Below are 14121 nucleotides of genomic sequence, written 5' to 3'. Positions count from 1 at the left end.
TGGAGAGAAGGGTCCATTGAGCAACACGTGCTCGGCTGGACACCTGTCGAGCGATACCGTCTCGCGTGGATGGACATGCCTGACTTTGCCATGTCTTCTGGAGAGCCGGATGCGTAACGAAAGGCGCACGTCCGGTTCGGCGAGAGGCGATGCTAAAGCGTGTCGCATTTAATCGCACTCATATCCTGCTGCCTTGAAGTAGTTTTTACATTCTGTGACGGAGAAGAGGTCACAGATTTCGCCAAGCGCGTTGGAGATGGCATCGAAGCTGCGGGCCGCCCGCTTTCGCAGCAGCGTCTTGAGTTTTGAGAAGGCCATCTCGATGGGATTGAGGTCGGGACTATAGGGTGGCAGGAACAGCAGCCAGGCTCCCTTTGCGCGGACCAGCTTTTCGGCCCGCTCGCTCTTGTGGAAGGCGACATTGTCTAGGATGACGACGTCTCCATGCGACAGGGTCGGCGCGAGTTGGGTCTCTATCCAAGCCTCGAAGCTGCGGCTATTCATCGGCCTATCGACAATCCAGGGGGCAACCATTCCATAGGATCGTAGCCCAGCGATGAACGTTTGGGATTTCCACGACCCGAAGGGGGCGTGCGTTCGATATCGCTGGCCTCGGGGAGACCAGCCCGTCCGCTTTGTCAGCTTTGTGTTCGTCGACGTCTCGTCAATAAAAACCAGTCGTGCCAATGCTTTGTTGAAGAAAGGCTTTCGCCGCCCGGTCCACAGTTCACGCGCCCGCGCGATCTCCAGGCGCTGCTGCTCGCTTGCCATCAGGCTTTTTTTATGGCTCAGCCCCAGCCTGTGAAGAAGCCGTCCGACACTGGAGCGATGGACGATGACGCCACGTCCGCAGAGTTCCACGCAAAGCTCGTCCAGTGTCAGTTCGCCATTCTGCATCATCCGCTCTTCAACCCACGCGTGATGCGCTGAAAGCTTGCCGCCGCCAACATGCCCCTGCCGGCGCGGGACAAGCGAATTTGTCTCGCGTTTGAGGATCACCAGATCGTTCACGAAACGTGGCGAGACCCGAAAATGCCGGGCCGCCTCGCGATGGCCATGGCCTTCCTCAACAAACCCTATCACACGCTCACGCAACACAATCGGATGTGACTTACCCATGACGGCCTCCCTTCAAAGCGAAAGAGAATCACCGATAAGCTGATTGAGAAGATTGAATCGTAAAAACGGCGACAGGCTTTAAACCTGCCGTCGTAATGCGGTAAGGCGCGCATCGCCTACTCATCCCCACCTACCTGAAGGTTCGTCGCGGGGGGCGCATCGTCTCTGTCGCGGTCATCATCGCGGTGGGCGTCAACACCGATGGCCGACGTGAGGTGCTCGGCATGGAGATCGGCACATCCGAGGCCGAAGCGATCTGGACGGAATTCCTGCGCAAGCTGACAAGGCGAGGACTACGCGGCGTCAAGCTTGCTGTCTCCGACGCCCATGAAGGCATAAAGGCCGCCGTTTCAAAGGTTCTTGCCGCCACCTGGCAGCGCTGCAGGGTTCACTTCATGCGCAATGCATTGGCTCATGCCGGGAAGAGCGGGCGGCGCGTCGTTTCCGCCTTCATCGCCACCGCTTTCGCTCAGGACACGCCAGAGGCCGCAAGCACCCAATGGCGCAATGTCGCCGATCAGATCAGACCGAAGGTTCCCAAACTCGCCACCCTCAGCATGGTTTTCATCCATTTTGTATGCCGCGAACCATCGTCCATTTTTACGACTTGACCGAGATCAGGGTCGTTAGGGTCTTGATCCCACTTATCATTATAACGGAAACTCTGACCTGTATTGTATGGTGGATCGGTTACGATAAGATCTATCTGCCCACGCTCTTTGTAGAGCGTCACCATCGCTTGTAAGTTTTCGCCTTCTATAAGAAGATTTTCGACTTGTTCCTCAGGTGTTCCGACGCTTAGGTCCTTTTTTATTATTGTCTGGCGTGGCCTAACTTTTTTATAGACTTCATGTGAAAATCTCTTGCCATGGAAATTGATGGATACGCCACCATCGACCATCGATCTAATGACGTCGATCAGGTCTTCTTTAGACAATAAATCCAGGGCAGAATCTTGCCGGTTTATTTTCTTAGCTTCTCCGGTCATGCACACGTATTCCTGTCTATAGAACCCTAAGTATCAGATTGAATTTGGCTGGCGCGAGTGTTCTGCGCCGTTGGCTAGCCTAGTTGGAAGGGCGGCGATTTCATTGCCAGCCGTCTGTTCAGCCAAGCGGATGTCGTACGCGCTCTGGAGGTTGAGCCAGAACTGCGCGCTCATGCCGAACCAGTGACCAAGGCGCAAAGCTGTGTCGCCAGTGACATTCCGCTGCCCTTTAATGATCTGAGTTACACGATTAGGCGGCACGTTAATCTGCCGCGATAGCTCAGTCGGCGTGATTCCGAGTTCGTGCAGCTCGTCGGCGAGGATTTCGCCGGGGTGAATGGCAGGACGGGTCATGATGGTGCTCCTTTCCTAGTGATAGTCCACGATCTCGACGTTCGATGGTCCAGCGGCATCCTGGGGCCATTCAAAACAAATCCGCCACTGCATATTGATGCGGATCGAATACTGTCCTGCTCTGTCGGCCTTCAGTGCCTCAAGCCGATTGCTTGGCAACTGGCCTAGCTCAGCAAGGCTGGTAGCGGCGTCGAGAATTTCCAGGCGCTTCCAGCCCTGCCGATTGAAGCCCTGAAACTCGCGAACGAATCCGCCAGCGGCGAACGTCTCTGTTCGTTTGTCTTTATAGCTCAAAATCATAGCCATTATCTAGCTGACGTTTATGCTTTACGTCAACCGTAAACGACATGAAACCATACGGAACTTTGGAAAATTACTATGTCGCAAATCTCCTAATCCGCGCGACAGATCAGGCACCCCTGAAAATTCATGGGTTTCTGTGTCGCACGTCATTGTCGCAAGTGGTAGAAATCCCGCGACATGATTTGCGACAGGAGGAGCCGTGAAGGGCCAACCAGATTCCGACGCCGGCCGATTGTTCATCGGCTATGCCCGTGTATCGACGCGCGGGCAGGACCTCGACCAGCAGCGCGCCGCCCTTGGCGCGGCCGGCTGCATTCGGATATCTTGATAATTGGTTCGACCTTCTCGTCATCCGGACGAAGGAGCTTGCTACACTGCAAGAGCTCGCATCCGCCGCCGCTGCTCCCATTATCAATGCCCGGACCAAATCCAATCATCCCTGCGAAACGCTCGGGGATCTTGCCTATATCAAGAGCGTAAGAGGAAATTTGGACGGCTTGAAGATTGTTGGGATCGCCCCGGACGCCAACATCATCCGATCTTGGGTGGAAGCTTCTAAGTCGATGCCCATTCATGTTGTCCAGGTCTATCCAGAGTCGTGGCATATCACCGATCGAAAGCTGCTAAACCCGAATTTCGAAACCAGTATCGATATTCGCCATGTCTTGGATGCTGACGTTATCGTCACCGATTCCTGGCCGGAGGGTGCAGAGGAAGGTCTTTTGGTCGAGTATCAGGTGTCAGCCTCCCTCCTCGATCGGGCACGCAAAGACGCAGTCTTTTTACCGTGTCCGCCTGTAGCGCGAGGGAAAGAGGTAACTGCCGACGCCATGTCGCACGCAAAATGTCAAAGCCGCCCAGCAAAGGCATTCTTGCTACACGCACAGAATGCGTTGATGGAGTGGGTTGTGTCGTAAACGAAGGCTTTGTCTTCGCCCGCCTAGTGGTTTTGGATCGTCTAACAGGTCGCGGAAATATCCCCCATTTTTCCGCCGATCCTGGCTAGACAGCTCGAAGACAGGCCGTGATGAAGCTTTTTCAGAGGCCTTGTCGGCCCATTTTGTCGCCATCCGCCTGGTTCGGCGGATTCTGGACGCGATTATGCCGTCGCCAGCAGCTTTGGCAGCCTCACCAGATTATAAGCCGTCGCTGTCAGGGTGAACATCCAGCCGACGCGATCCTTTCCACGATGGCGGGTCTTACGCATTCCGCCGCTGGTCTTGGCCCAGCCAAACACTTCTTCGATGCGCTTGCGAATGCGCTGACTGACTGCGTAGCCGGAATGATGTGTAGTCCGACCGTCGATGGCCGAGCGTCGGTTCGTCGTGTTCTGGGCGACGTGTGGCGTCACCTTTGCGTCCCGCAAGGCTTCGACGAAGTCGGCAGTATCATAGGCTTTGTCTGCAGCCAATGTGATGCGGTGACGACCATCCATGCGACCCACCATATCCAGAGCTGCCTCGCGCTCTGCGGTTCCACTCGCATGGGTCAGCGTGGCGTCGACAACCAGGCCGTTGCGGTTTTCCATTATGACGTGACCCATGTGGCAAAGCTTGGCCGCCTGGCCACGGGCCTTCTTGTAAAGCCTGGCATCCGGGTCAGTGGTCGACGCATGGGTTCGTTGCTGCGCTTCTCACCGTGGAAATCACGCTCAGAGTTGCGGCCTGCGGCCTTTGGCGGCTGCTTCCCTCCAGCGCCAGAGCCGCTGTCGTCAGTGTCGCTACCATCTGCGCCGTCCTTGGGTTTGAAGCTCTTCATGCTGGCCCACGCTTCGATCAAGGTGCCGTCCACCGAGAAGTGGTCGTCTGACAGCAATGCCTTAACCCGCGGCTGGCTCAGCAACGCCGCCAGAAACTTGGCGGCGATGTCGCCAGCCAAGAGCCGCTCACGGTTCTTGGTGAACACGGTGACGTCCCAGATCGGCGCGTCCATCGATAAGCCGACGAACCAGCGGAACAGCAGATTGTAGTCCATCTGCTCGATAAGCTGACGCTCCGAGCGGATCGTGTAGAAGGCCTGCAACAACAGAGCGCGCAGCAGCTTCTCCGGCGGGATCGACGGCCGGCCGATCGCTGAATACATCCCCTCGAAATCCGGGGACAGAACTTCCAGCGCCTCGTCTACGATGGCACGGATCGGCCGCAGCGGATGGTTTGCCGGAACGCGGGCTTCGCAGCTTACATAAGAAAACAGACCCGCCGTCTGGTCATCACTGCCGCGCATGTCCTGCTCCCGCCAATCAATCACCCAGGCATGGAATCACGGCAGTCCGCTTACAGCAAGGGCCTTTTTCCGCAACCTACTAAAGCTCATTGGTTGCTTAGACCAGATGAGCGATTTACCGCGGCAAAGCCGCTAGGTTTTCCATGTCGACTGTTTTCGATCGGAAAAGGAAATCGTTATGGAAAGAACTGTGTATGTTGGCTTAGACGTTCATGCTGATACCATTGCAGTTGCCACCGCTGAGGAAGGCAGAAACGGGGAAGTTCGCTTCCAAGGCGTCATTGAAAACACCGCCGATTCTGTACTGCGCCTGACGAAGCGGCTGGCAGCACCCGGTGCCAGGCCAGTTTTCTGCTATGAAGCCGGCCCGTGTGGCTACGGCCTGCATCGCTTGCTCACAAAGCTGGGGTTTGATTGCGTCGTTGTTTCGCCGGCCATGATCCCACGTCGCTCCGGGGACCGGATCAAGACCGATCGGCGCGATGCGGAAATGCTGGCGCGGCTATGGCGAGCCGGCGAACTGACCCCGATCTGGACGCCCGATGAGGCACAGGAAGCTATGCGGGATCTGATCCGCACCCGCAAGCAGGCTCTGGAGGCGCTAAAGATTGCAAAGCAGCAACTCCTGAGCTTCCTGCTTCGGCATGGTCTTCGCTATGATCGGCCAACCTATTGGACAAAGATCCACTGGCGATGGATCAACGAATTACGCAAATTCCGCTATCCACATCAGCAATTGGCCTTTGAGGAACTGAAACGCGCCATTCGCCAGATTGAGGAGCGTATCAGCACGCTGGATCTGGCGATCGAAGATGCGGTGAAGGACTGGCGTTTTGCACGACTTGTCGATGCCCTCCGGGCACTGCGTGGCGTCAACACAACAATCGCCGCGACGCTGGCTGCCGAGATAGGCGATATCAGCCGCTTCTCAAATCCGCGACAACTCATGGCTTGGCTGGGACTGGTGCCGAGCGAGCATTCGAGTGGCAGCACAATAAGGCGCGGGCGCATCACCAGGACTGGCAATGCTCTGGCTCGTACGATGATGGTCGAGGCGAGTTGGTCGTATCGGCATCCACCTCGCGAACAGCATCCCCATCTAAAGCGCAGCCTTCATCTTCCGCAGGAAATCAAAGATATCGCCTGGAAAGCACAGACAAGGCTCTGCAAGCGTTATCGAGATCTATCGAGGACTGGAAAGCCACAACCGCGTGTGCTCACTGCCATTGCTCGTGAACTGGCAGGCTTCATCTGGGATATTGCTCGCAAAGTGCCGATTCCAGCGTAGGCGCAAATAGACCCTGCTGCCTGTGCAGCGTGCTGGAGATGTAGGCCAAGGATAGGGAACCCTCGACACACGTTGGGACAAATATCCGTTCTTAGAGAGAGGCAAGCCCGCATCGAATATGGTCAGGCGGTTAAAATCCGCGGATGAGAGTATGACAAACCATCGGTTCGGCCAGCATCTCCAGCACCGTGCACAGGCTACATCAATTGACCCACCCCGCGAAGGCGGGGTAGATTAACTGCGTCCGGAAAATCTAAATCGCTCATGAGAGAGTGTCATTTCGCCCTCAACCGGAACCGACCCCATGTGGCAAGCCGTCTGCGAACGGTATCCGGTGCATGTGGCCCGATCACTCTAAGAAAGCCCTGGCCGCGAAGGCTCTGCTCGACCGCGTCCGGCATGCCATGCTGTGGATCGGTCAGTCTCTTTTCCGGATCCCAGAGATGATGGGCCACAAACTTCAGGAGCAGCGCCTCTGGGGCCGGCCAAGAGAGGGATTTGCCGGTTGCAGCAAGCGACCAGGCCTGCAGATAGGCGAGGTCCGAGGTGAGGGCGCGCAAGGAGTTGGCACCCATGCCTTCATTGACCAGGTGGCGAAGGGTTTTGACGTCCTCATCCGACAGGATTTCGGCGAGCTCGTCCCGTCGCCCCATCGGCAGGACGGCGGCGATCGTGTCGAGCTCTTCGAGCCGGCGGTTCAGGGCCTTGTCGCTCGATCCGCTCATGCCGTCGATGACGCCGGATGCAATTTCAGGTCGGATTGCCAAAAGTCCCGGCCCTTGAACAAGAGCGGCGCCTTAGCCACCGCAGACACCGCATAGGAGAAGCAGTCACCCATGTTGAGGCTCGCTGGATGGCGCCCCTTTCCGAACCGCTCGAACGCGAGCTCTGCGGCATGATAGTGGCGCTCACCAAACTCGACAGCGGTGACATTGGGCAGCACCACCAACTGAGCGATGACGGCCGCAGCACCTGGAAAACGTTTTCCTGCCAACACCATCCGAGCCTCGAGAAGGGTTGGCCAACCCACGAGGATTTCTTCACGGCTCATAAGGGCGTGGAAAAGTTCCGCCTCAGGCTCGCCCAGCGCGGTGGCCACAATCGCTGACGTATCGAGAGCAATCATTTAGGCAGGCCGTTTTCGTCATACAGATCATCATGAGCCGACGTCGTGCCTGGCGGCACTAAGCGGCGCCCTTCCGCCATCAGGTCCCAAAGGATATCGGCCGGCGTCTTGGCTTGTTTCTCACGCAGTTCCTGGTCGTAGAGCTCAAGCGCTTGCTCTACGAGCCTGTTGATCGGCTGGCCGGTACGACGCGCGAGCGCATGGGCCAGGTCGCGGGCCTTGGCGCTGCGGATGGACAGCTGTGGTTCGGACATGGTGATCCTCGACGAATGTTGACGTGAACATACCCCGTGGCGGGCGAGATGGCAACAATCACCGGCAAGATGGCTGACCTCCGATAAGGGATACTTATCGGCGGTGATTACGGCGGTTAGGGTTAATAATTGGTTACGGAAGTGATGTTCTGTTTCAATGCCGCGACGTATATTCTATTTAATCTAATCAATCACCTAGGCGGTACAATTTCACAGAAATCACCGTCAAATTCGGGTACGTGGGGCAGATTTGGTGGCGCTGCCGGTTTGTCAGGCAATTGTGTCGCTGACTTCCTTCTATCATAATCGGCATCGTCCTTGAAGAAGACTGCCATTGGAGGATGGATCTGCGCCATGACCGACATCGATATCGACACGCTCGATGAGACCGAACTGCTAGCGTTGAACGAGCGTATCGTCGAACGGCTTCATCTTCTGCATCGGCAAAAGACAGACCAAGCGTTGCAGCAGATCAAGATCGGCAGTGCTGTGATGTTCGAGACACACGACGGCATAACGATCACGGGTATCGTCATCCGTCGCAATCGCAAGACCGTGACGATCCATTCTGATGACGAGAAGCACTGGAATGTCTCACCAACGCTCGTTAGGCTGATCGGGCGGAATGTTTTGGAGGACTTGACGCCCAAGGATGGGCGCGTGCTGCCATTCACGAAGCCCGGCAGCCGTTAGCAACGCTCAGGCTCTCGCCGCGACAAGGCCTGCTAATTGCGGGATGGCCTCGCCACCAATGCCGAGCCGGTCGCCAAGATAGTCGTAAAATGAGATGCCGAGCTTCCGGCACGTCTGCATCAGACCGAGCATTGTATCGCGTGCAATGCGACCGTCTCGGCTCATCGTGCCGCCAGAGATCTTCCGCTTGGTCACAATCGTCCGCAGGGCGCTTTCCGATGCGTTGGTGTGCAGCGGAATGTCGGGATAGTCGAGCACCTTCAGGAGTTCGTTCTTTCTTCGATGCAGCCGCTCAAGAAGCTTGTCGAGGGCCTCATAACCGGTGCGTAGAGTGAAGATCCGATCGAACCGTCGTCGGAATGCGGGAGCGGATGCTGGGGTAGGGTTCTGCTTGTAGGCTTTCAAAGCTTTGTAGTATCGCCAGATGAGATCGCGGACGACTGTGGCCCATCGCTCCTCCTTTGCGGTTGCCGGCATCAACTTTTGCACCAGACGTTCTGCATGCACCCAACAGAGGGCATGATTGCCGACGCGGAACTGGCCGGCATCGTCGGACACGATCACCATGTCACCCACCAAACCATGATGGCGGATGGCACCCCAGAGCCCGGCTTCGGCAAGCAGGCCAACGGCTTGCGTATCAAAAATGTCGACGCCCTTGCCAGCCAGATGCGTCATGAACGGAACCTGGTTGCTGAAGTGTTGCGGTTCAAAACTCCTCAGTCCGGCGGTCAACGGTGACCCACCACGGCGTTCTTCCAAGTACTCAAAAGCAGCGTCGTTCAACACATAATCCTGGTAACTGCCGCGTAGCAGCGACAGAAAATTCAGCCGTGATTTCGATTTCGTCGTGCGGAAAACGCTAAAGTTCGGGCCGCCGATGTGTGTGGCGTAACCGTTATTATGGCAATGACGGGCGCCGGTGTCGTCAACAGTGACGTAAGACGACGATACCAACCCGGCATGCAGCACCGCCGTATCCTCGGCTGCAAAGCCATCCAGTTGCCCGGTCACAAGTCGCACCACCTGGCGCTTTGAGATATCGAGACCGATATCGTTCAGCAATGTCGTGAGGCGTCCGGTCGTCACCTGCCCTTGTGTATGGAGCATCAGACAAAGACGCCTGAGGTTGAGGCCGTAGCCAGCAGTGATCCCCGCCGGCAAGGACGCAAGAATTGTCTTTCCGTCCGGCGTCAGCCAGCATTCGCGGCGGTAATGCACAAGCTCCGCCTTCATCACCAGATCGCGAACATAGATGCTTCTGTATCCCTTGAAGCGCGACCCGACAGGAGCATCGACGCGCAGGACTTCCTGCCGGCTCACCCGCTTCACATCCAGCTTCGGGCCACGGGGCTTTTTCTTATGCGCCGATATGTCGCCGGGTTTGGCATCCGTTGCCTTCTCCATGCCGGAGGAGCGAAACGGCGGCCGGGGTGGCAGGTTCTTCAGCCGGGCGATCTCGTCGCGCAGCAGCTGGTTCTCGAGTTTCAGCCGGGTGTTCTCCAGGCGAAGGGCGGCGTTCTCTTCGCGAAGCTGGATGTTGTCGACTTCAAGCTTCTCGAGCCGGGCTTCCGCTTGCAGCGACCGCTCCAGCAGACCCGTCACAAGCCCGCGCAACGCATTCAGCGAAAGCGTGTCGGCATGCTCGGGGGAGGGGAGCCGTTTCTTCATGATGGAATCGAATCATGATTTGCCCCGCTCAGGGAATCCCCCAAGCCGAGAAACAGTTATCAACGCGTGCGGTTATGCACACTTTCTAGGCACGGCGCCGAAACGCTGCCACCGAATCTGCCCCACGTACCAAATTCGGGCGGCGGCACCCGGAAGTCGGCGGGCGGGGACCTTGTGGAAGAATTCGAAGGTGGCAAGCCCGAAATGCTCCTCGCTGCCCATGACGGCAACCGTCCAAAACTCGCGCGGATCCAAACACGGTGGAGATCTGGACGACCTCGATATCGCCGAGCCCTCTGATGGCACACGGCGGGCCCAGTAGAATCTGTTGGTTTCAGTTGACCGGTGCCGATCGTGTTCGTGCGGCTCTGCTTCCTCAGACATTGATGGTGTTCAGTGAAAGAAGATGAGTAGTTCATCGCTTAATGAATGTTACATCCTCATGCGGCGCTCAGACACGCCCGAAGCGCCGGCCTGACCGACGGTCGTTGTTTGCCAGCTTCATCGGATCCAGCCACGGCGGTTTTGTCGAAGTTGAATGGCAATAGATAGATGACCTGGCATTCAACAACTCGACTTTTAAGCCATAATAAGCTTCTGATTACCGATTTGCCCGCTCCCAATTGCGAGCCGCAAGATAAGTTATAAATCTTAAAGCACTTCAGCCATAGTTTGTAGCGGACCGCTCGGCCTGGATCCGCTCACGAGCAATTTCGCTTCCCGTGTATTTACGCTTTGGCTGAAATCGGTGCCCGCTGGCCGAGTTTCATCAACCGGCACCCTGGAAGTTCAACAAGACGGGCCTTCAGTAAGTCCGTCAGACCGTCCGCTATTTCCCACACCAGTTCCTCACCTGGAAAGAATTTATCAGGGTCTTCGAAAATACCGTCTTCGTCTTCGTTCCATGCCACTCCAAACCTTGAACTAGCAAAGCCAACGATCTCGATTTCCTTCTTGCTCACATCGGCTGCAGCCACCTCAATTTCTCGATGCAGCGGTAGATTAGTCTCGTATTCATCCATTTGCTTGCGAGACTCCAGTATGAGCGCTTCCGGAAATGTTACCTTCTCCAAGGCGGTTTTAAGACGTCTGGCAGGCTCGGAAAGGTCCGGCAAAGCCGGGTAGAAATTCCGCCGTACGTCAGTCAGCTCAAACTCAGCTCTAAACGTGGTCTGGCCAGTCAACCCTGTCTCATCCAGCATTCGCGCAAGTGCGACAGCCAGCGCATGGTTTGCGGCGATCATCCTTGGGGTGGTAAATGTTGCGCCACCTCTCTGGTACGAATGCGGATTGTTTCCCTTGGGGCGATTCAAGGCTAGGTGAGCATCGACGCGATCAGCCACGCGTTGAACCATCAAGGCATTAAAATTTGCGACACGCGCGCCTTGGTATGTTCGAAGTGAAAACTTGCGGCCTATTTTCGAAATTGCAAGATCATACAGTGCTGCCCAATCAAGCGATCTCTGAAACAGCTCCAGTCCGGTGAGGTTCGGGTCGCGCCATTCATCGAAAAGAAATTTTGCTCCTGCGAACCGCTGCGAGGGATCTTTACGCGTATTTGTTGCAACACGACTGCCGTCGCGCTTTTCCACGCCCAACCATACTTTGGCTTCCATGCGGGAAAGGCTCTGTACCGACAAACTGATCTTCTCTGTGCGAATTTTCTCGTCGGCGTCCGCGATGCCAAGCGGTTCGATAACAGTATGCTCGGGAAATTGAGTAGGGGAGACCTCCCCTGCGTTTTTTGGAGGCGGCGTCGTGCGGGGGGTTATGTGGTCGTCCGGAGCCAGCTCGTTCCCCGCTTCTAGGTCAAACCGATAAATACGTCTAAATTCGCACCCGAGTGTTCTGGTAGCATCTCTGGAAAGCGATAGCCCTTTCAAGCCCTTCTTGAGGGCGCCGAAGGCATTACGACCGTCATATCCGCCCTCGGCGTCGAGCCGGAGTATAAGGTGTTGTCGCCAAGAGAGGGGAACCTTTACCGCAATCTTCGACCGCGCTGCGGCAACCTCTTCGACGGGTAACTGGCGAATCTCGATTTCCGCCTCGATATCCACATCACCGTAATCTGGCCGATTAGGATCCAATGTGCTGCCAAATAACCTAAGCTCCCTGACCCGAGCAAGGCGATCTGGATCCCTATTGATGGCACGCGCCCGTTCAATGACCTGCCCAATTACAGCATGCGCCCTTTGGGGTGTCATTCTCGGGCCGAAATCATCGGCAGCAAGTCGAAGCCCATGTTCAGTAAGGCTCCAGTCCGAGCTTCCCGCGTATTCGGCTTTCCACTCGATATATCCAGCGATTGCGAGGCGACGCAGGAATGCATCGGCTTCCCGTGCTGGGCATTTGAGCTCTTCGATCGTTGTGGCAAGCAATGATTGATCGCGTTGCTCCTCGTGCTTTCGGAGAAGGTTGCGGACAGCGATAAGCTCAGTACCTGGCACAATTGGGTGCTTAGACATATAGATGAAATATCTCTTGAAAAGAACAAGCCTAGATATGCGAGTGTCGGCGCTCTTCGCAACCCACGATCTCGCCGATGATAACTAGGGTATTCCCGAGTTTCGCTTGAACGTCGAGTTTTTTCTAGCAGGCTGCGGAAATAGCGCCAATTTTTCACCGATCCTGTTTAGACGGCTGGAAGACGGGCCGTGATGAGGCGCTTTCAGCGACCTTGTCGGCCCATTTTGTCGTAATCCGCCTGGTTCGGCGGATTCCGGGCGCGATTATGCCGTCGTCAGCAGCTTCGGCAGCCTCAGCAGATTATAAGCGGTGGCTGTTAGGGTGAACATCCAGCCAACGCGATCCTTTCCACGATGGCGGGTCTTACGCATTCCGCCGCTGGTCTTGGCCCAACCGAACACTTCTTCGATACGCTTGCGGATACGCTGACTGACACCGTAGCCGGGATGATGGGTGGTCCGACCATCAATTGCCGAGCGTCGGTTCGTCGTGTTCTGGGCGACGTGTGGCGTCACTTTTGCGTCCCGCAAGGCAGCAACGAAATCGGCCGTATCGTAGGCTTTGTCTGCAGCCAATGTGATGCGGTGACGACCATCCATGCGGCCCACCATATCCAGAGCTGCCTCGCGCTCGGCGGTGCCGGTCGCATGGGTAAGCGTGGCGTCGACAACCAAGCCGTTCCGGTTTTCCATTATGACGTGACCCATGTGGCAAAGCTTGGCCGCCTGGCCACGGGCCTTCTTGTAAAGCCTGGCATCCGGGTCAGTGGTCGACGCATGGGTTGCGTTGCTGCGCTTCTCACCGTGGAAATCACGCTCAGAGTTGCGGCCTGCGGCCTTTGGCGGCTGTTTCCCTTCAGCGCCAGAGCCGCTGTCGTCAGTGTCGCTACCATCTGCGCCGTCCCTGGGTTTGAAGCTCTTCATGCTGGCCCAGGCTTCGATCAAGGTGCCGTCCACCGAGAAGTGGTCGTCTGACAGCAATGCCTTAACCCGCGGCTGGCTCAGCAAAGCGGCTAGAAACTTGGCGGCGATGTCGCCAGCCAAGAGCCGCTCACGGTTCTTGGTGAACACGGTGACGTCCCAGATCGGCGCGTCCATCGACAAGCCCACGAACCAGCGGAACAGCAGATTGTAGTCCATCTGCTCCATGAGCTGACGCTCAGAGCGGATCGTGTAGAAGGCCTGCAACAACAGAGCGCGCAGCAGCTTCTCCGGCGGGATCGACGGCCGGCCGATCGCTGAATACATCCCCTCGAAATCCGGGGACAGAACTTCCAGCGCCTCGTCTACGATGGCACGGATCGGCCGCAGCGGATGGTTTGCCGGAACGCGGGCTTCGCAGCTTACATAAGAAAACAGACCCGCCGTCTGGTCATCACTGCCGCGCATGTCCTGCTCCCGCCAATCAATCACCCAGGCATGGAATCACGGCAGTCCGCCCACAGCAAGGGCCTTTTTCCGCATCCTGCTAGGCGTCCTTATGCGATTTGATCCAGCAATCGATAGAGAATGCCGTTTCCGACTGGACACAAAGGAATTGAATGTCTTGGCTACCGTGGTTGACGGTTTTGGCGTTGACCAATTGGAGAGGTAGATGTTGACCGACGATCGATCGCCGGTCGCCCCCTCTAGTTTCG

At 56.7% G+C, this 14121-nt stretch carries 11 protein-coding genes and 5 pseudogenes; 5 read left to right on the top strand and 11 right to left on the bottom strand.

Going from position 1 to position 14121, the window contains the following annotated elements; genetic code table 11:
• Positions 1 to 168: 168 nt before the first annotated feature.
• The gene (locus J5274_RS27805) at positions 169 to 1119 is read right to left on the bottom strand and encodes an IS630 family transposase (RefSeq protein ID WP_219276302.1); all 951 of its coding nucleotides are present in this window, start codon (positions 1117 to 1119) and stop codon (positions 169 to 171) included.
• Positions 1120 to 1247: 128 nt separating this feature from the next.
• On the opposite strand from J5274_RS27805, the pseudogene J5274_RS27800 reads away from it, so the two are divergent.
• Positions 1248 to 1673 (top strand): annotated as a pseudogene (locus J5274_RS27800) (transposase); the annotation flags it as partial.
• On the opposite strand, the gene J5274_RS27795 reads toward J5274_RS27800, so the two are convergent.
• Genes J5274_RS27795 through J5274_RS27785 form a run of 3 tightly spaced genes read right to left on the bottom strand, consistent with a single transcriptional unit; the run spans position 1637 to position 2761 of the window.
• Positions 1637 to 2107, bottom strand: a complete 471-nt coding sequence (locus tag J5274_RS27795; protein WP_219276301.1) for a site-specific DNA-methyltransferase — start codon at positions 2105 to 2107, stop codon at positions 1637 to 1639. The pseudogene J5274_RS27800 and the gene J5274_RS27795 sit on opposite strands and share 37 nt — an antisense overlap.
• A gap of 33 nt (positions 2108 to 2140) precedes the next feature.
• Positions 2141 to 2461, bottom strand: coding sequence for a HigA family addiction module antitoxin (locus J5274_RS27790; protein WP_219276299.1), 321 nt, complete (start codon positions 2459 to 2461; stop codon positions 2141 to 2143).
• 15 nt (positions 2462 to 2476) lie between these two features.
• A complete protein-coding gene (locus tag J5274_RS27785; RefSeq protein WP_219276297.1) occupies positions 2477 to 2761 on the bottom strand; it encodes a type II toxin-antitoxin system RelE/ParE family toxin in 285 nt (94 codons plus the stop codon).
• A 235-nt stretch (positions 2762 to 2996) separates the two neighbouring features.
• Here J5274_RS27785 and J5274_RS29205 point away from each other — a divergent pair.
• Positions 2997 to 3086 (top strand): annotated as a pseudogene (locus tag J5274_RS29205) (recombinase family protein); the annotation flags it as partial.
• Positions 3082 to 3681 (top strand): annotated as a pseudogene (locus J5274_RS27780) (ornithine carbamoyltransferase); the annotation flags it as partial. The pseudogenes J5274_RS29205 and J5274_RS27780, both read left to right, overlap by 5 nt.
• Before the next feature lie 182 nt (positions 3682 to 3863).
• Here J5274_RS27780 and J5274_RS27775 read toward each other — a convergent pair.
• A pseudogene (locus J5274_RS27775) lies at positions 3864 to 4987 on the bottom strand (IS5 family transposase).
• A 178-nt stretch (positions 4988 to 5165) separates the two neighbouring features.
• On the opposite strand from J5274_RS27775, the gene J5274_RS27770 reads away from it, so the two are divergent.
• Positions 5166 to 6275, top strand: coding sequence for an IS110 family transposase (locus J5274_RS27770; RefSeq protein WP_219276293.1), 1110 nt, complete (start codon positions 5166 to 5168; stop codon positions 6273 to 6275).
• A 302-nt stretch (positions 6276 to 6577) separates the two neighbouring features.
• On the opposite strand, the pseudogene J5274_RS27765 reads toward J5274_RS27770, so the two are convergent.
• The 3 genes and pseudogenes from J5274_RS27765 to J5274_RS27755 all read right to left on the bottom strand — a co-directional run.
• Positions 6578 to 7000, bottom strand: a pseudogene (locus J5274_RS27765) (integrase); the annotation flags it as partial.
• Positions 6997 to 7401, bottom strand: coding sequence for a type II toxin-antitoxin system VapC family toxin (locus tag J5274_RS27760; protein ID WP_219276291.1), 405 nt, complete (start codon positions 7399 to 7401; stop codon positions 6997 to 6999). The gene J5274_RS27760 and the pseudogene J5274_RS27765, both read right to left, overlap by 4 nt.
• A complete protein-coding gene (locus J5274_RS27755; protein ID WP_219276289.1) occupies positions 7398 to 7655 on the bottom strand; it encodes a type II toxin-antitoxin system VapB family antitoxin in 258 nt (85 codons plus the stop codon). The genes J5274_RS27760 and J5274_RS27755 overlap by 4 nt, the downstream gene beginning before the upstream one ends.
• A 354-nt stretch (positions 7656 to 8009) precedes the next feature.
• Between J5274_RS27755 and J5274_RS27750 the strand changes: the two genes are divergently transcribed.
• Positions 8010 to 8348, top strand: coding sequence for a hypothetical protein (locus J5274_RS27750; protein ID WP_142832637.1), 339 nt, complete (start codon positions 8010 to 8012; stop codon positions 8346 to 8348).
• 6 nt (positions 8349 to 8354) lie between these two features.
• Here the strand turns inward: J5274_RS27750 and J5274_RS27745 are convergent, their stop codons facing one another.
• From J5274_RS27745 to J5274_RS27735, 3 genes are all read right to left on the bottom strand, one after another.
• Positions 8355 to 10019, bottom strand: a complete 1665-nt coding sequence (locus J5274_RS27745) for a transposase (protein WP_219276076.1) — start codon at positions 10017 to 10019, stop codon at positions 8355 to 8357.
• A 728-nt stretch (positions 10020 to 10747) separates the two neighbouring features.
• Positions 10748 to 12484 (bottom strand): hypothetical protein, encoded by a 1737-nt coding sequence (locus J5274_RS27740; protein ID WP_219276287.1) that lies wholly within the window; start codon positions 12482 to 12484, stop codon positions 10748 to 10750.
• 264 nt (positions 12485 to 12748) lie between these two features.
• Entirely contained in the window at positions 12749 to 13873 is a 1125-nt protein-coding gene (locus J5274_RS27735; protein ID WP_219276285.1) for an IS5 family transposase, read from the bottom strand.
• Positions 13874 to 14121 lie beyond the last annotated feature (248 nt).

It is taken from the genome of Rhizobium sp. L51/94 (assembly GCF_019355555.1).
Lineage (GTDB): Bacteria > Pseudomonadota > Alphaproteobacteria > Rhizobiales > Rhizobiaceae > Rhizobium > Rhizobium rhododendri.
Note: the sequence above shows the minus strand (reverse complement) of the source record. Positions and strands in the feature narration are given on the sequence as shown.